Source organism: Dysgonomonas sp. 216 (assembly GCF_010501065.1).
In the GTDB taxonomy this organism is placed as follows: Bacteria; Bacteroidota; Bacteroidia; order Bacteroidales; family Dysgonomonadaceae; genus QVMM01.
On sequence record NZ_QVMM01000009.1, the window covers coordinates 113,993 to 130,867 of the forward strand.

The 16,875-nt window shown below is 39.1% G+C and carries 12 protein-coding genes; 4 read left to right on the forward strand and 8 right to left on the reverse strand.

Annotated features, from left to right (window positions below; genetic code table 11):
• Positions 1-17 precede the first annotated feature (17 nt).
• Positions 18-2,105, forward strand: coding sequence for an ATP-dependent zinc metalloprotease FtsH (ftsH, locus tag D0T53_RS07240; protein ID WP_163265830.1), 2,088 nt, complete (start codon positions 18-20; stop codon positions 2,103-2,105).
• Between the two features lie 106 nt (positions 2,106-2,211).
• The gene (locus D0T53_RS07245) at positions 2,212-2,955 is read left to right on the forward strand and encodes a sulfite exporter TauE/SafE family protein (RefSeq protein ID WP_163265832.1); all 744 of its coding nucleotides are present in this window, start codon (positions 2,212-2,214) and stop codon (positions 2,953-2,955) included.
• A 74-nt stretch (positions 2,956-3,029) separates the two neighbouring features.
• Here the strand turns inward: D0T53_RS07245 and D0T53_RS07250 are convergent, their stop codons facing one another.
• The 8 genes from D0T53_RS07250 to D0T53_RS07290 all read right to left on the reverse strand — a co-directional run bounded on the left by D0T53_RS07250 (position 3,030) and on the right by D0T53_RS07290 (position 15,319).
• Positions 3,030-5,315 carry a glycoside hydrolase family 3 N-terminal domain-containing protein gene (locus D0T53_RS07250; protein ID WP_163265834.1) on the reverse strand — a complete coding sequence of 762 codons (2,286 nt, stop codon included), beginning with the start codon at positions 5,313-5,315 and terminating at the stop codon, positions 3,030-3,032.
• A gap of 182 nt (positions 5,316-5,497) precedes the next feature.
• A complete protein-coding gene (locus D0T53_RS07255; protein WP_163265836.1) occupies positions 5,498-7,669 on the reverse strand; it encodes an alpha-galactosidase in 2,172 nt (723 codons plus the stop codon).
• Positions 7,670-7,696: 27 nt separating this feature from the next.
• Positions 7,697-10,954: a family 43 glycosylhydrolase gene (locus tag D0T53_RS13560; protein WP_370457789.1), complete on the reverse strand. Its 3,258-nt coding sequence runs from the start codon at positions 10,952-10,954 to the stop codon at positions 7,697-7,699.
• Positions 10,955-11,354: 400 nt separating this feature from the next.
• A complete protein-coding gene (locus D0T53_RS07270) occupies positions 11,355-11,873 on the reverse strand; it encodes an NUDIX domain-containing protein (protein WP_163265838.1) in 519 nt (172 codons plus the stop codon).
• A 3-nt stretch (positions 11,874-11,876) separates the two neighbouring features.
• A complete protein-coding gene (locus D0T53_RS07275) occupies positions 11,877-12,620 on the reverse strand; it encodes a shikimate dehydrogenase (RefSeq protein ID WP_163265840.1) in 744 nt (247 codons plus the stop codon).
• Positions 12,621-12,636: 16 nt separating this feature from the next.
• Positions 12,637-13,311 (reverse strand): DNA alkylation repair protein, encoded by a 675-nt coding sequence (locus D0T53_RS07280; protein ID WP_163265842.1) that lies wholly within the window; start codon positions 13,309-13,311, stop codon positions 12,637-12,639.
• Positions 13,308-13,610: a Dabb family protein gene (locus D0T53_RS07285; RefSeq protein ID WP_163265844.1), complete on the reverse strand. Its 303-nt coding sequence runs from the start codon at positions 13,608-13,610 to the stop codon at positions 13,308-13,310. The genes D0T53_RS07280 and D0T53_RS07285 overlap by 4 nt, the downstream gene beginning before the upstream one ends.
• Positions 13,611-13,654: 44 nt before the next feature.
• On the reverse strand, positions 13,655-15,319 hold the full coding sequence (locus tag D0T53_RS07290) for a nucleoside kinase (protein ID WP_163265845.1): 1,665 nt from the start codon (positions 15,317-15,319) through the stop codon (positions 13,655-13,657).
• A gap of 194 nt (positions 15,320-15,513) precedes the next feature.
• Here D0T53_RS07290 and D0T53_RS07295 point away from each other — a divergent pair, with 194 nt between their 5' ends.
• Both D0T53_RS07295 and D0T53_RS07300 read left to right on the forward strand, forming a co-directional pair.
• Positions 15,514-16,143, forward strand: a complete 630-nt coding sequence (locus D0T53_RS07295; protein ID WP_163265847.1) for a C40 family peptidase — start codon at positions 15,514-15,516, stop codon at positions 16,141-16,143.
• Positions 16,144-16,234: 91 nt separating this feature from the next.
• The gene (locus D0T53_RS07300; protein ID WP_163265849.1) at positions 16,235-16,609 is read left to right on the forward strand and encodes a DUF4377 domain-containing protein; all 375 of its coding nucleotides are present in this window, start codon (positions 16,235-16,237) and stop codon (positions 16,607-16,609) included.
• The last annotated feature ends 266 nt before the right edge of the window (positions 16,610-16,875 follow it).

Consider the following 16,875-nt stretch of genomic DNA (forward strand, 5'->3'; position numbering starts at 1 on the left):
CCCTTTAAAAGAAATTCATGGATAATAACAATAAAAAATCTCCCCAGCCTCAAAAGCCTTTAGGAGGAAAGAACCCTAAAATGCCTTTTAGTACGTACTGGATTTATATGGCTGCCCTTATGATTATTTTAGGGCTGTATGTTTTTCTGGGCGATGCAGTAATAAAAGAGGTGTCGTGGACAGATTTTCAAAAATACACTCGTGAAAACTATATCGAGAGAGTAGTAGTTTATAAGAAGAAAGGAACAGCGGAGGCTTTTATCCGTCCCGATTCGGTGGAGGCTATATATAAAGAGAATGCCGATAAAGTAGGAAAAACTCCGTTTGTACTAGTGGCTATTCCTTCGATAGAGAGTTTCAACAACTTCATGAATACTCTTGAGAGTGAGAGGACGGCGGCTTCGGGTGAGGCTCAGAAGAATGCGATACCTGTAAATTACGAACCCGGTTCCGATTTGTGGGATGGTATATTGGCGTTCCTGCCTTTCATCCTGCTTATAGGTATCTGGATATACCTAATGCGTCGTATGTCGGGAGGCGGTTCGGGCGGTTCGGGCGGCGTGTTTAACGTCGGCAAATCGAAGGCTCAGCTTTATGATAAAGGATCGGATCTTAAGGTTACGTTTAAAGATGTAGCAGGCTTGTCGGAAGCGAAAGAAGAAATTGAGGAAATTGTAGAGTTCTTACGTAACCCTTCGCGTTATACCGAAATTGGAGGAAAAATTCCTAAGGGAGCTTTACTTGTAGGCCCTCCGGGAACAGGTAAAACTTTATTGGCAAAAGCTGTTGCAGGTGAGGCAGATGTGCCTTTCTTCTCGTTGTCGGGTTCCGACTTTGTGGAAATGTTTGTGGGAGTTGGTGCATCACGTGTTAGAGACCTTTTCCGTCAGGCTAAAGAAAAATCTCCATGTATAATATTTATTGACGAAATAGATGCGATAGGTCGCGCACGTGGAAAGAATCCTAATTTTGGGTCGAACGATGAGCGTGAAAATACGCTTAATCAGCTTCTAACCGAGATGGATGGTTTTGGAACAAACAGCGGTGTTATTATTCTTGCGGCAACAAACCGTGTTGATATATTGGATAAAGCATTATTACGTGCCGGACGTTTCGATCGTCAAATAAATGTAGATTTACCCGATCTTAACGACAGAAAGCAAGTATTTAAAGTGCATTTAAGACCTGTAAAAATAGACGATTCGGTTGATGTTGAGTTCTTGGCTCGTCAGACTCCGGGATTTTCAGGTGCGGATATTGCAAATGTTTGTAATGAAGCAGCTCTGATTGCAGCGCGTAAAGGTAAAAAGGTTGTAAGCAAAGAGGACTTTGTGAATGCTGTAGACCGTATAATCGGAGGATTGGAGAAAAAGAATAAGGTTACAACGTTTGAAGAGCGTAAAACCATTGCTATACATGAGGCCGGACATGCAACATTAAGTTGGTTTTTAGAACATGCCAATCCGTTGGTTAAAGTTACTATAGTGCCACGTGGAAAAGCATTAGGAGCCGCTTGGTATTTACCTGAGGAACGTCAGATAACAACTAAAGAGCAAATGCTTGACGAAATGTGTGCTTTGCTTGGAGGACGGGCAGCCGAAGAGGTGTTTATAGGGCAAGTATCATCGGGGGCAGTAAACGACCTTGAGAGGGTTACTAAGCAGGCATATGCAATGATCTCTTATATGGGATTGAGCGATAAGCTTCCTAATATAAGTTATTACGATTCGTCGGGTCAGGGTTATGGCTTTACAAAACCTTATAGTGAAGAAACTGCTCTGATTATAGATAAAGCCGTTCAGGATATGATAAATGAGCAGTATGAACGAGCAAAGGGGCTTCTGAAAAAACATACCGGCGGACATAATGAACTGGCAAATATATTGCTCGAAAAGGAGGTTATTTATGCTGACGATTTGAAAATTATATTTGGCGAACGCCAATGGATATCGCGTTCGGAAGAAATTCTTCGCGAGACAGAAGGCAAAACACCTTCTCCCGATTCGGAAGAAGCAGATAAGCCTAAAGATCCAATTGAGAATATTGGCGAAGAAGATAATACTCAATCTCCATCAATTCAGGACGAAGAGAATAAAGGAGAATAAGAATTGAATTATAAAATAATAGATAAAAGGTGGTTTAAAAAGCCACCTTTTTTAGTTTTCTGTAATATAATATCTTTGTGTTGGTAATCTTCCGATTTTGTTGTTTATGGATTTGTATGTTTATATATTTCTGATAGCATTTATTGCTACAGTGTTTCGTTCGACCTTTGGCTTTGGTGAAGCATTAATAGCAGTGCCTCTCTTGAGCCTTTTTCTTTCGATCGAAATTGCTGTTCCATTAACAGTGCTTATGTCTATAATAGTAGCCTTAACTATCGTAATTCAAGACCGTAAGCAAATATACTTCTCAAGTGTAAAATGGTTGGTCTTTTTTGCGGCATTGGGTATTCCGTTTGGGCTTCTAATCCTTTTTTATGGTAACGAATTCTATGTGAAGATAGCATTAGGAATATTAATCATATTATATTCTCTATACACTCTGTTCGGTAAAAATACCTTCTATTTGAAAACAGATAATAAGTTCTGGCTTTTTATTTGTGGTTTTCTTTCGGGTGCTTTTGGTGGGGCATATGGTATTAATGGGCCTCCGTTGGTTGTGTATGGAAATATGAGGAGATGGGATGCTCAATATTTTCGTGCAACTTTGCAGGCATATTTTCTACCTGCCAATCTTCTCGGATTATTAGGGTATATATACAAGGGAATGGTTACGGCTTTAGTTGTAGAATACTTTCTTTATTCTTTGATCGTAATATTCCCTGCTATATTTCTGGGGCGTTATTTTAATAAGAAGTTGAAGGGACGTTCATTTTATAAGTATGTTTATTCTGCACTTATCCTGATAGGGCTTATTTTAATAGTAAGTACCGTTGTTAAAAGTATTCTATAAACACATCTGCCTGCCAAAAACTGAGTGTAGTTTGTCGGCAGGCAGTGCTATTATAGTAATATTAGAAAGAGTCTTTACTTAACTACAATCGTTTTTCGGAATGCTATATTATCAGAAGAGCCTCCTATCTGAATTTCGAATTCGCCGGGCTCGACTACTTTTTGCATTTTGGTATTATACAGAGCCAATTCCGACACGGGTACTTCCAACTGAATTTTTGTGCGTTCCCCCGATTTTATCAGTTCTTTTTTAAACGCTTTCAGTTGTTGGATAGGTGTAGAAACCGAGCTTATCATATCTCTCACATATAGTTGAATAACTTCTTTTCCATCCATGTTTCCTGTATTTTCTACCTCAACAGTAACTTTTATGGTTCCGTTATCGGTGAAAACGCTATCGTTCAGAGTACAATCTACATACTTGAAGTTGGTATAGCTAAGTCCATATCCAAAGTTGTATAGAGCATAGGGCTTTTCGAATATATAATGTCCGTTAGGTTCATCAAGTGAACCTCCCTTGTCGAATATTTGCTCCCGATCGGTTGGGTAATAGTTATAGTAACAAGGAGTGTTTCCGGTACTGCGAGGGAAAGATACATTTAGCTTGCCCGACGGATTTACATTTCCGGCTAAAATATCGGCCATAGAATTTCCTTGTTGTTCGCCTCCGTAAAATTGAACCAATACTGCATCGGCGTTTTCTTTTACCCACGAAAGCACTAGTGGCTTACCTGTAATTAATACAACAATAATGGGTTTTCCTGTGGCTTTGGCTGCTTTTATCAGGTCTAATTGTTTCCCCGGTAAATCTAAAGATGATATATCGAAACCCTCTCCCGAAGTTACCTTATGTGATTTGGCTTCCCGTCCCAGCCAGTAGCTGCGTGTACCTACGGCAATAACAGCTAAATCGCTTTTTTCTACAACTTTTACAGCGTCGGCAATCCCCGATTCATCCTGACTCCACCAATCGCACCCGTCTATCTGGTTAATAGTGGCTTTTTTGCCAAGTACATTTTTAAGGCCTTCGTATAACGAAACACACTCTTTGTCTTCGGGGGTTACCCATGCGTAGTCGCCTGCTATTCCATGGTCGCTATTTGGACCTATTACAGCTATTGATTTGTATTTCGACATATCCAGCGGTAATATATTATTCTTGTTTTCTAACAGAACAGCACTTTCGTCTGCTACCAACTTAGCCAGTTTTACGTGATCTTTGTTACGTATTACTTTGCTTAGGTTTTCGGAACTTCCGTAAGGAGCGTCGAATAAACCTAATTCAAATTTACTTGTAAGAACACGACGAGCAGCCCGGTCTACGTAGCTTTCGTCCAATTGGCCATTTTTAACCTGCTCTTCCAATGTGTCGTAAGCCCAGTCCCAAACATCCATGTCGATACCGGCCATAAGTGCTTGTTTAGCTGCTTCGTGACTAGTAGAAACCGCGAAATGGAAAGTCTTCAGACGATCGACAGAACCCCAGTCTGAATAAACAAAGCCTTTGAAGCCAAGTTCTCCACGCAGGAGGTCGGTCATGTAATAAGAAGATCCGGTAACGGGAACCCCATCGTAAGCACTATAGCAACTCATAATTGCAACAGGATTAGCTTCTTTAATAACACGGGCGAATGGATACGTATACAAACTGCGTAGTTCGCGCTCGCCTCCGGGAACAGAAGCAGCATTTAATCCACCAGTAGGAGTGCCATGTGCAACAAAATGCTTGGGCATACATCCTACTCCGTTCTCTTGAAAACCTCTGACAAAGCCGATAGCCATTTCCGAAATCAGATAAGGGTCTTCTCCAAAAGTTTCTTCAACACGCCCCCAGCGTAATTCTCTGGTAATATCTAGTACCGGAGACAAAACCTGACGAATACCTATAGCACGGGCTTCTTTTGCTTCGGCTTCGGTCATTTGACGAATTAAGTCGGGGTTGAATGTACTGCCTTGCGCTATTGCTTGAGGAAATATAGTACATCCGTTCTGCAAGATACCGTGAATACCCTCAGCCGATGTCAGTATAGGAATACCTAAACGGGTTTTTGTAGCCATATATTCATTCATTTTTTTGAATAAATTGGCGGCATCCTGAGCAGACATACTCATTTCGTGGGCAGAACCAAAACTCTCACCATTGTAAGTACCCTCAATGTTATTAATATCGCTTGTTGAGCGATTTTGTAGCTGACGTATTTTTTCTTTTAGCGTCATGCGTTTTAAAAGATCCTCAACACGTTCCTCAACCGAAGCCGATTTGTTTTTATAAAGAGGTAAATCTTTTTTATTTTGCGCATCGGCAGAAAAAAGAAATAGTCCTGATAGGCATAAAACGATCAATAATTTTATTTCTCTCATATTCTTTTATTAGGTTCATTATTTAGCAATCTTTATTCTACTCGAATAGAATAACTTCCCCCTGTGTTATGTATAGAAAGGCTTATCTTTATAAAACCTGACATATCTTACAGTTTTTTTATAAGTTTGTTATACTGATATTCAGTAGAATATAATCCCCCAAATAATAGATAAATACAAAATTAAATCTCTTTCAGGCGAATAATCATACTACTGTATTCGTCTCCAAGATTAAGACTGACGCCTTGCTCCATCAAGTATTTGCCACTTATCACTTTTTCGTGCTGATTCAGCTTTTTGTCAATATAGTTTATTTCTTCCAACTTATATTTCTTGTTCGGATCTAGCCCTTGCATTTTAAATGGAGGCGTTAGTTGACAGCGAAGATTTTCGATCCGGTATGCAAAAAATACTGCGTCTTTTTTATCTTCCGATATATACATCAACGATGCTACGCCTTGTCTTTCGTATGGCGATATAAGCCTGTATTGATCGCCTAGTTGTACTATGGGGCGAATCTCTTTATAAGTTGCAAATGCTTTACGGGCAAAATCTTTTTCATTGTCGGGTATGTCTTTAGGCTGCATTTCCATACCTAATCTTCCGCTCATGGCAACATCGAATCGATATTTAAGAGGAACTATTCTTCCCGATTGATGATTTTTTTCGGCACTTACGTGTGCTGCAATAGCAGAGGCGGGATAATAATGTGACACGCCCCATTGTATATAAATACGTTGTAAAGCATCTGTATTATCACTTGCCCAAAACTCATCAAAATATGGTAATACACCGTAGTTTGTACGGCCACCACCGCCTCCGCAAGCTTGCATAGCTAAATTGGGATATTTTGCTTGTATCCGTTGAAGCACTTTTATTAGTCCCCTGTGATAATCGATATATAAATGCGATTGCTTATCTTTTGGCAGATAGTAAGACCCATAGTTGTGCAGGTTCATATTCGCATCCCATTTTATATACGATATTTGAGGGTACTTTGTCATTAAGTCGTCAACTATACCGAAAACAAAGTCCTGAACTTTAGGATTTGAAAGATCTAAAACCAATTGTGTTCCTCCACGTCCCATCTCAGGGGTACGGTTATTTTGGCATATTATCCAGTCGGGGTGTTTTTCGTATAATTCGCTTTTGCTGTTTACCATTTCCGGTTCAATCCAGATACCGAACTTTATATTGTTATTTTTAGCCGATGCAATTAAAGCTCCAATACCTTGGGGTAATTTTTCAACATCAACTTCCCAGTCGCCTAATCCTGACGAATCGGTTTTACGGGCATATTTGTTTCCGAACCAACCATCGTCCATAACGAATAATTCGCCACCTAATTTCGAGAAATCAGACATCATGTCGTTCATTACTTCCTGGTTCACGTTAAGGTATACGCCCTCCCAGCTATTGAGCAATACATCGCGTAGTTGTGTACCATGTGCTAATTTATGATTCCTTGCCCAACGATGAAAATTGCGGCTTACTCCGCCTTTACCTTCCATACTGTAGGTTATAGCAAGCTCAGGCGTGCGGAATACCTCTTTAGGCATAAGAACATATTGAGAGGCATCTTCGTTGATACCTGCAATAATGGAAGTTTTGCGTGAATGGTTTGTATCGAACTTTAAAGAATAGTTTCCGCTCCATGCTAATGTTGCTCCCAACACAGCACCGCTATTTTCGGACGGAGCTTGACCGAACGATAGCATGAACGATGGATTGTCGTCTTGTCCGTTGCGTACCCCATCTTTATTTTTTATAACCTTAATACCGGGCAACAATTCTTCTTCAAATAAATATCCTTCGGCTGTCCATGTTCCATGCAGGTGCGAAAGCCAGTTTTTATTATCGCGAAGAGGGATATAGGTTGATGCGAATTTATAAAGGGTTACAGGTTTTTTCTCGCTGTGCGATATCTCAGTCCAAGCCTCTATAACATCTACATCCTGAAAAGCTTTGTAGCAAACTTTTACCTGAAAAGGATAAACAGGGTCGGATAGAACAAATTTCCATACTTGTGCATTACCTTCTGTAGATTTTTCTACATTATTAAAAAGCAAATCCAACGACATGTTGCCATCTGCATGTGTAACCTGAATAGCCGGTTCACGGGTACACTCCAGCCCAAAAGCCGGATAAGCCGGTTGCCATAATGCGGTTCCACTATCGTACACTTCGTCCGCCGACTCTATACGCGAACCATAATATTGAATATTCAGTTGTTTACCTTTTACTCCTTCTACAAATAGTGTAGTATTAGGCGTGGAAATTAAATAATTTTCAGCATTGGCTGCAAGACCAAATAAAAGACATACTCCGGAAAGGAGTAATTTGAACTTGTTCATGAATTTTGTAAATTTATTTATTGATAATTAAAGAATTATTTTTGAAGATTTTCCGTCTACTGATAATACATAGAGTCCTTGGTTGGTTATTGGAATCAGCTCGTTTGTACTGCCTTGAGCCACCATTGTTCCCGTTGTATTAAATATACTAACAACCGATGCCATTGGGCTTTTTACTATAAGTCCTCCTTTCACTATCTCAACATTGAAACTTATATCGGTCTTATTTGAATTTATGCCTGTTGGCGAGGCTGTAGCGAAAGGACTACCGGCATAAGATTGATCGAGGGCTTGTACACCGATGGTATAATCTCCGTCGGGTAATGACATTACATACTCCTTTACATGCGAAGATAGTGCAGTTTGCAAGTCTGTTCCCACTTTTATGCGTCCTGTGTTTATGTCGGCAGGAATTGCCATCCATGTTTTTCCAGTGGTATTATTTTTTACATATATATTGTAACGCAATGCTTGCTGAGCTGTGATATTATCGGTTGCCGGTTGCCATGTTATTTTCAGTAAACCGTTCGTAAAGCTGGCTTTTACCGATTGGGGAGCTGTTGGAGGTTCGTTGTTTATTCTTCCCGCTTCGGTTGGTTTATTTTCGTAAATGCGTACGGGAGATCCATAAGCGTCGCCCGCATTAGATCCTTTTTCGCCGGCAATTATTATGTCCATATTGTTATCGCCGTTGATGTCACCCATATTTATACCACCTTCTTTTGTCGAAATAATAGAGTGTCCGGTATCAGAAATAAATTTTTGATTTTCGTTTTGGTAATAAACCCTTGTTAAATCGTTCTCTCCGTCATATCCGGTCACAACTAAATCCATACGTCCGTCGTTGTTGAAATCGGCAAATAAAAGATTGGCTTTATTTATTGGTACAATACCCGTTTGATCCGACTCTTTGAGCGTGAATTCGGGCATCTGGGTTGTTGGATTAACCGTATTGTAATATATCCTGGAATAACGTGCCCAGCCATCGCCATGTCCTGTAACTATTACGTCTAATGTGCCGTCGCCGTTAACATCAGCAAGAACAGATTGGCTTTGAAAAGATCCCTTGATATTGTCGGGAGTTATGTCTTTAAATGTTCCGTTTTTCATATTCATGTAAATACGGATACCATCGGCTACATTGCTATAGCCTGTAAAAAAAATATCGAGCCATCCATCGTTATTAATGTCTCCAAACATGACAGAACCGTTTGATGCCGAACGAAATTTTCCGGGAGTTCCCGATCCATCTTTGGGTAAGGCACACTCTTGTATCTCAAACTTTCCTGTCCCTCCCATATTTTTATACAGGTCTACGCTGCGGTCGGTATCGTAAGACATAATAAGAACATCGTTGTATCCGTCGTTGTCGTAGTCGCCAACCGATATTGTATTGAAATACATTTCGTCGCATTCTTGCCTAAAGCCTGTGTTATATACTTCTTCGAACAGGTAATTGCCCTCTTCTCCTAAATTTCGGTATAGTTTTGCGTATTTACTGCTCATGGGGAAACGCCAGTCTCCCCCTTTCCCCACAACCAGTAAATCTAAATTACCGTCATTATCATAATCGAAGAAAACCGAATTGGTCCAAATTGTGACCTGCATATTTGCGTCATATTCCTGAACCAGAGAGAATGTTCCGTCTCCGTTATTTTTAACCAATGTAGCCATTTCGTTCCAAACATGCCAATCGGCATATTTGGGACTGTCATCTTCTTCGTAAGTGAAACCACCGGGCCCGTCGCATTTATAATCAAACCAATTGAAATCGGCTTCGCCTGTTTCGTTTTTTGTGTTGTATGAAAACAACCCTACACGCGATCCTTTCCAGTCGGCAGATCCTAACGAGAACTTATCCTTACAAGGAGTGTATGTTACATTATCGAGGCTGTAGTATAGCTGAAACTCGTTGCTGTTTGAGTTTAAAAGAGCTTTAAAATAAACTGTTTCCTCTGTTACTTTCACTATTAGTTGTGAAGAACCGTCCAATTCTATATATATAAAATTACCGGAGCTTCTGCGTTCAACACCTATTGCATTATATTTATTCCCGATGCAAGCTAATCCTGCACGCTGACCTTCTGTCATCCGACTACAATTAATCTCGGTAGATGCTTCGCCAAAAAATCCCATCATTTTTTGAGTAAACATATTACGGGCATCTTTTAGCTTGCTGGCCTTCAGTGCTTTTATTGTTAAATGTCCGGGGCGTTCGGTTAACGACCAATGTGTATTTACCGGATTGTGGTTAAATTGCCATTGTACGGCTAATTGTGACGATGAAAAATCGTCGCTGGTTTGTGGTGCTGTAATAGCAACGGTTTTATTGATATTAGGTTTCGCCCATTCTTTTACGGGTTCGCCTATTCCGTTCATATCTTTGTCGACACCCACAACAGGCCATCCGTCTTCCCAACGTGTTGGTTGCAAATGTACTATTCTGCCAAGAGGTTCTTTCGATTGGAAATGGTAGAACCACCATTCTCCTTCTGGAGTATCGACAAAAGCTCCCTGATGAGGGCCATTAACATTGGTTGCGCCTTGCTCCAATACTATTTTTTGCTCGTATGGCCCATAAATGTTTTCGGAACGTAATACTGTTTGCCATCCTGTAGCAACACCTCCTTCGGGTATGCTCATGTAATAATATCCGTCTTTTTTAAACATCTTAGTACCTTCGGCTACAGGTCCTTCATAAACGGTAACCCCTTCATCTAACAATGCAGTTCCGTCGGGTTTCATCTTGTGTACAATAATAGGGCCTCCTCCTAGTTGGCTTCTGCCTAAATAGGCATCGCCGTTGTCGTCCCAAAACGGACATGGGTCTTCCCAACCGTAAATGTTTTTTACATTCAGAAGAGGCGACCATGGACCTTCGGGGTTAGTTGCATTAGACATGAACAAGCCTTCGTGAGGACTACAGAAAAATACCCAGAATTTTCCATCATGGTAACGAATTACAGGAGCCCAAGAACCTCCTCCATAGCGTTCATTTTTATCATACTCGGGAAAATCGAATTTATCGTATACTTGTCCGATTATTTTCCAGTTAACCATATCGTCCGATTCGAGAACCGGTATGCCAATGAAATGAAAATCGGAGCAAATCATATAATATTTTTCGCCTACACGAATTACGTCCGGATCGGAGTAATCGGCGTTTAAAATAGGGTTTACGAATGTTCCATCGCCTTGATCGCCCCAACGGGTGTCTTTGTTTTGTGTGCGTAAATACCAACCTGAAGAACCACCTACGTCTTGTCCTCCGTAGAAGACATCCATGTGTCCGTTATTAGTAAAGTCAGCTAACACAGGGCGTGCTCTGAAAGATCCGGGAAATAGATCTTGTACTTTTTCGTTCTGACTCCCTAATCGATTAAATTTGGTTGGTTGTTGTGCCGAAAGATTAGTAATAGGCACTAACAATAAAACAAATAATAATATTTGTTTTAGAGCATTGCTTTTCATGCTTTAAATAATTTTTAGGTTAATAACTCGTTTGCCGTATTGCAAATTTATAACCAATAGTTTTTCAGGCTTGTATACAAATGTTTCAAAAAGTGTAACGCTTGTTGAAATCGGATTGAAAAATAGAAAATTTAGCGAACATGTTTATTATTCGCATAGTAGTGTGTAATTATATATTGGGGGGAGGATATTGTTTTTAGATAAAATGTGCTATTTAAAACAGTATGTATTTGTTAAGGTTTTCGGAGAGAAAAGAGGCGAAATCCTGCTCGAAATTAGGGGTAAATATGCCCTTTTTTAAATTTGCTTTTATTTTCGGAATGCTCCAGAATTTACCATCCGAAACCTCAAACATGTCGGGTTGCGGAGTCTGTTGTGTTATGGCGTAAAAACAATAAGTGAGTTCTCGTTCGAGCGGCGTTTCGATAATATGTTTTCCAATGTATTTTATATCTAAACCTGACAAGTTCAGTTCCTCACGGGTTTCTCTCACTACTGCTTTTTCCGGAGTTTCTCCAAAATCTATGTGACCGCCAACTGCTGTATCCCATAAGTTAGGAAAGATATCTTTCTTATCCGAACGTTTTTGCAGATACAGATAACCATCTTTATCGAGTATATGCAGGTGTACAACAGGATGGAGGATTTTTGAGCCACTGTGGCATTCGCTTCGGGTTGCTTGCCCTGTAACGTTACCTTCGATATCTACTATCGGAAAAATCTCTTCATTCATGTTTTAGCTATTCCAAATATCCCAAGCGGCTAAAGCTTGAAGTTCGAGCATTTCGTACCCATCTTTTATTTGTGTGCCTTTTTCGGCTCCTAGTTTTAAAAATTTGGTTGGAGACGGATTATATACCAGATCGTATAATAAATGAAGGCTTGTAAGATACTGATATGGAATATCAGGACATGTATCAATATCAGGGAAAGTACCCAATGGTGAAGCGTTGACGATAATTGTATGCTCGGTTATTATCTGTTCGTTTAATTCGTCGTAAGCTATCGTGTTGTTTTGTTTTCGTCTGGAAACATATTGGGTTTCTATTCCAAGATTTTTTAAACCTTGAACAACAGCTTTAGATGCACCGCCTGTTCCTAAAACCAATGCTTTTTTGTGGTGCTCTTTTAACAATGGGCTTATGGATTTTTGAAAACCAATGACATCCGAGTTATATCCCTTTAGTGTAAGATTACCTTCGTTCTTTGTTATTTTTATAACATTAATGGCTCCTATGTCTGCAGCATCTTTGTCTATTTGGTTAAGGAACTGAATTACCTGTTCTTTGTACGGAATAGTAACGTTCAGCCCATTCAGGTTCGGATTATTGGCTATAATGTTGGAAAATACCGAAATATCAGGAATTTCAAAATTGCAATATTCGGCTTCAATTTCTTCTCGTTCAAATTTTTCGGTAAAAAATCGTTGCGAAAAAGAATGCTTTAATGGATATCCGATCAATCCGTATTTTTTTTTCATCTTTTAATAATCAATATTACCTGTCGAAATAGAAGTCATATTCGAATTTAAGACTGTCTAATATTTCCTTTTCCAAAGGGTTGTCAGATTCATTAAATTGGTTCAGATGTTCTAGAATACTATCAGCCTGTTTCTGAGCCGAACGCCCGATGTGTTTCAATGCAAGTAAAGCGGCATTGCGCAATGAAATATTTTCGGGCGATACAATGTCTTCAAATATGTATGTAAGTTTTTCGTATCCGAATTCCGAATTTATGATCTTCGATAAGAATAGGCGTACAAGCAACCAATAACCTGTGGCTCTTATATTTTCATTGTTGCTTGCACTCCACTTAAAAACAAGTTCTTCGGCGAATGGTAATTTCGAAAATAAATTGAGGCACACTTGCTCTCGTATCTCCTGATTTGGAATTTCCTGAACCCAACGTTCGGCTTCGTTTTCTGTAAACATTGTGGATGGGTAGAGCAGAGTTGCAAGTATTTTCAATTCACGCACATCTTCTTTCCACAATGCTTCGGACAGATCTTTGTCGGGTTGATAGTGGGCTGCAATTTCTTTGATTTTATTTAACGAGACACCAAAGTTAAGCTTATAGTTTAAGCCCTTATCTCTCATCCCTGACGACACAACACCGTTCATTGCCAAACGACAACGTTTACGTATGTCTCTGATTATATCCGTTGTTGTCATACTTCAAAGTCAACAGCTTTTCTGTCCGATGCAGCTTCTTTTACAAGAGCTCCAGCCTCCACATGTTTGGGGTGGCTGGCGTAATAAGTTAAAGCATCTTTCGATTCAAGTTCAGCAAACAATGCTACATCATAGTTCGAAGGCGATTCGAGAAAATTTATTCCGACCTCAACTTTAATCAGACCTTCAATCTGCCCGTTCAAAGCTTCTAATTGCTCTTTTATCAATAAGGCGGTTTCTGTTTTGCTTTTTCCGTTAACTTCTTCTTTTAGTTTCCAGAATACAATATGTTTTACCATATAATTTTATATTAATGCTTCCTGTATTTAAAAGCACAAAGATATTAATATTTAAAGCTGCTACCACCAAGAAATTCTCTTAAAAGAGACGTTGGGGGCAACTCCCTGTCGTTTATATAATTGAAATATCCTAAAAATTTAAGCAGCCTGTAAGCCTCAGCGTATTCGGGCACATTTTTCGGAACCTGTAACAGTATAGGTTCGGCATAGCGGCGTAGTGCGGCTAACTCGTAGATCATTGCAGAGTTAAACATTACGTCTGCATTTTCCTGATAAGGGAATATCCATTTTTCTTCGCCTTTTCGTACGCTTCCCCAGCGCGATAATGTATCTATCGGCGAATAATTACGGTATTTGTAATCGCGCACCATGCGACGCAATAAACGATTGTCGGTTGTTGGTATCCAGTTGTGGTTGTCAAGAGAAATGGCCGTAAGGGCGGATACATAAATCATAAACTTACTGGAATCGTCTATTTGCCTTGTCAGTTCAGGATTCAAACCATGTATGCCTTCTATAACCAGAATGCTATGTTTATCTATTTTAAGTGTATGTCCTTTGTATTCGCGTTTTCCTGTCGTAAAGTTGAACGAAGGAATAGATACTTCTTCGCCTTGAAGCAATTTTTTTACATCGCTGTTGAATAAATCCAAATCGAGGGCATAAAGCGATTCGAAATCGAAATTGCCATTTTCGTCTTTAGGTGTATGTTCCCTGTCTACAAAATAGTCGTCGAGAGATAAACCTACAGGTTTTAATAAGTTGGTCATGAGCTGTACTTCCAACCGTTTACGGAAAGTAGTTTTTCCCGACGACGATGGCCCGGCTACTAACACTACACGAACCCCGTTTTTATATCTTGCGCTTATTTGGCTGGCTATGTCGGCAATGGTTTTTTCCTGTAATGCTTCCGATACTTTTATAACCCCCGATGTCATCCCTTCTTCATTTACTTTATTTAGGTCGCCTACATTTCTAAGATTAATAATGCCAAGCATTTTCGATTGCTCGTTGTATATATTATGCATTTTTTGCTGGTTAATAATAGGTTCGAGGTCAACCGGATTTTCCCTGTTGGGAATACGAAGCAGGAATCCCTCATCGAATTGCATTAAGTCGAACATGTTTAAACATCCACTTGATGCAGCTAAAGAACCATAAAAATAGTCGACATAATCGTCTATTTTATGGTATTTAGAATACAACATACCCGATGTTTCGAGCAACAGGGCTTTATCTTCGAAACCGCATTTGCGGAACATTTCTACAACTTTTACTGTTTCGTCCTCAAAAGGGATAAATGGAATGTCCTGAGCAATAAGCTCGTTCATCCTCTTTTTTATTGTATCCAGATTGGCATTCAATAATTTCCCGTTTCGGGTAATGGTACAATAGTAGCCTTTCGAGACAGGATGATTTATATCCATTGTTGCATTCGGATATATGTCGTAAACTGCTTTTGCCATGATAAAGCATAATGCCCGCACATAGCTACGCATGCCCGAAGACTCGCTTATATCGATAAATTCTATCGATTTAGGATTGTAAACCCTGAAATGCAATGATTCGGTTTTGTTATTGACCTTTGCATTCGATATTATAAATGGTTTCTTAACACCAAATAGTTCTTTTATTTCCAGTAAGCTCGATCCTGCCGGAACATCCATGTAGGTATTGGTGTTTTTGCAAAAAACAGATATCTTTTCCATATAATTTTTTATTGTGAGTATTCAAATATATTAATAATTAATCAAATTGTTAAAATGCACTCGCCAGAAAAACAAATATTACCATAATTAAGGATATAATAATATATTTAACGATCCGAAATCGGAAAAAGCCGGCCTCTTGTGTTTATAAAGAAATTTGAAATGTTTATCTTAGCCGCAAATTTTAGCTATTCATGAAATCTTATCTATTATTTGTTGCAATAACAGGACTTACATTAAGTGGTTGTAAATCGAAAGAGCAAACATGCAGATGCTCCTATCGCTCGGAGATAAATATAAACGAAAATTTTGATAGTGTGTCGATTGGCGAGAGTTGTTATTCTCCTTTTCTGGATGCAACTGAAGTTTTAGAAGAACTGGTTCTAAATATACCTGAAGCTCCGGAGCTTATATATACACCTCCCACTTATAACCAATTGTCTCAAGATGTTTTAAGTAAAGCTTTTGAATATAAGGGCGTGAGGTATAGAACAGGAGGAACTTCGTTGAATGGAATGGATTGTTCGGGTTTGGTATACACTTGTTATAAAGCATTTGGGGTGGCATTGCCACGAACTTCAATTGAAATGTCGAAAACTGTTACCGAGATTACACGACATGAGGCTCGTCCCGGAGACTTGGTCTTTTTTTGTACAAATAAAAAACATCAGCGGATAAATCATGTTGGCTTGGTTGTAGAAGCTAAGGGACGTGAAATAACGTTTATACATGCATCTATAAAAGGAGGTGTAAAAATATCTTCGACAAGCAAGGAATTTTATAACAGAACACTGGCAAAAATAGGGCGGGTATTGGAAGCCTAAAAATAGTAGAAAGAGTTTTTCTAAAACATTTGTGCATCAATATCTGTTGTTAATATTAGTAAGCAGTTTTATCTTTTAAAACATCAGGACTATGAATAGGTTATTATTGTATTTGGTTATTGTTTTATTTTTAGGTTCGTGTTCTTCTTCGAAACATGATAACGAGTTGTTGATAATTGCATCAGAGCAAGGTGATTGTGTAGGGGTTGCTCCTATGAAATGTCTTTTGGTGAAAAATGAAGAACAATCTGAATGGCAATTTTTCTATAATAGTATTGAAGGTTTTAATTACGAACCGGGGTACGAATATGTAATTGAAGTAAAGTCGGAAGTTATTGAGAGTCCTGCTGCCGATCAGTCGTCAATTAGATATATATTGGTGAAGGAAGTTTCTAAAACAAAAAAGAAATCGGAAAATCTTCCTACACTAAAAGATGAAATTACTCCTGTCGGAGATGAATTGTGAAATAGGAAAAAATCGTTTGATAATAAGCAAAATGTTGGCTCAAGCTGTTGTTACAGTTTGAGCCAACATTGTATATTAGGATCATGTGGGCAGTATCCCAAAAACTGTGTAAATAGGAATAACGGAGGGTTTGCAAACCCTCCGTTATTTTTTTGTATAACTTTATAACACAGTTTTATTATGGGAAAAGAATTAAAAAAAATCATTAAAGAGAGCGGCGTTTTAAATGAACTTAAGACGCAAGAAGATGTTAGCAACCTACTCAA

Coding starts and splice junctions, on each gene's coding strand:
- ftsH (WP_163265830.1), top strand. CDS start 18: ATGGATAATAACAATAAAAAATCTCCCCAGCCTCAAAAGCCTTTAGGA.
- D0T53_RS07245 (WP_163265832.1), top strand. CDS start 2,212: ATGGATTTGTATGTTTATATATTTCTGATAGCATTTATTGCTACAGTG.
- D0T53_RS07250 (WP_163265834.1), bottom strand. CDS start 5,315: ATGAGAGAAATAAAATTATTGATCGTTTTATGCCTATCAGGACTATTT.
- D0T53_RS07255 (WP_163265836.1), bottom strand. CDS start 7,669: ATGAACAAGTTCAAATTACTCCTTTCCGGAGTATGTCTTTTATTTGGT.
- D0T53_RS13560 (WP_370457789.1), bottom strand. CDS start 10,954: ATGGATGTCTTCTACGGAGGACAAGACGTAGGTGGTTCTTCAGGTTGG.
- D0T53_RS07270 (WP_163265838.1), bottom strand. CDS start 11,873: ATGAATGAAGAGATTTTTCCGATAGTAGATATCGAAGGTAACGTTACA.
- D0T53_RS07275 (WP_163265840.1), bottom strand. CDS start 12,620: ATGAAAAAAAAATACGGATTGATCGGATATCCATTAAAGCATTCTTTT.
- D0T53_RS07280 (WP_163265842.1), bottom strand. CDS start 13,311: ATGACAACAACGGATATAATCAGAGACATACGTAAACGTTGTCGTTTG.
- D0T53_RS07285 (WP_163265844.1), bottom strand. CDS start 13,610: ATGGTAAAACATATTGTATTCTGGAAACTAAAAGAAGAAGTTAACGGA.
- D0T53_RS07290 (WP_163265845.1), bottom strand. CDS start 15,319: ATGGAAAAGATATCTGTTTTTTGCAAAAACACCAATACCTACATGGAT.
- D0T53_RS07295 (WP_163265847.1), top strand. CDS start 15,514: ATGAAATCTTATCTATTATTTGTTGCAATAACAGGACTTACATTAAGT.
- D0T53_RS07300 (WP_163265849.1), top strand. CDS start 16,235: ATGAATAGGTTATTATTGTATTTGGTTATTGTTTTATTTTTAGGTTCG.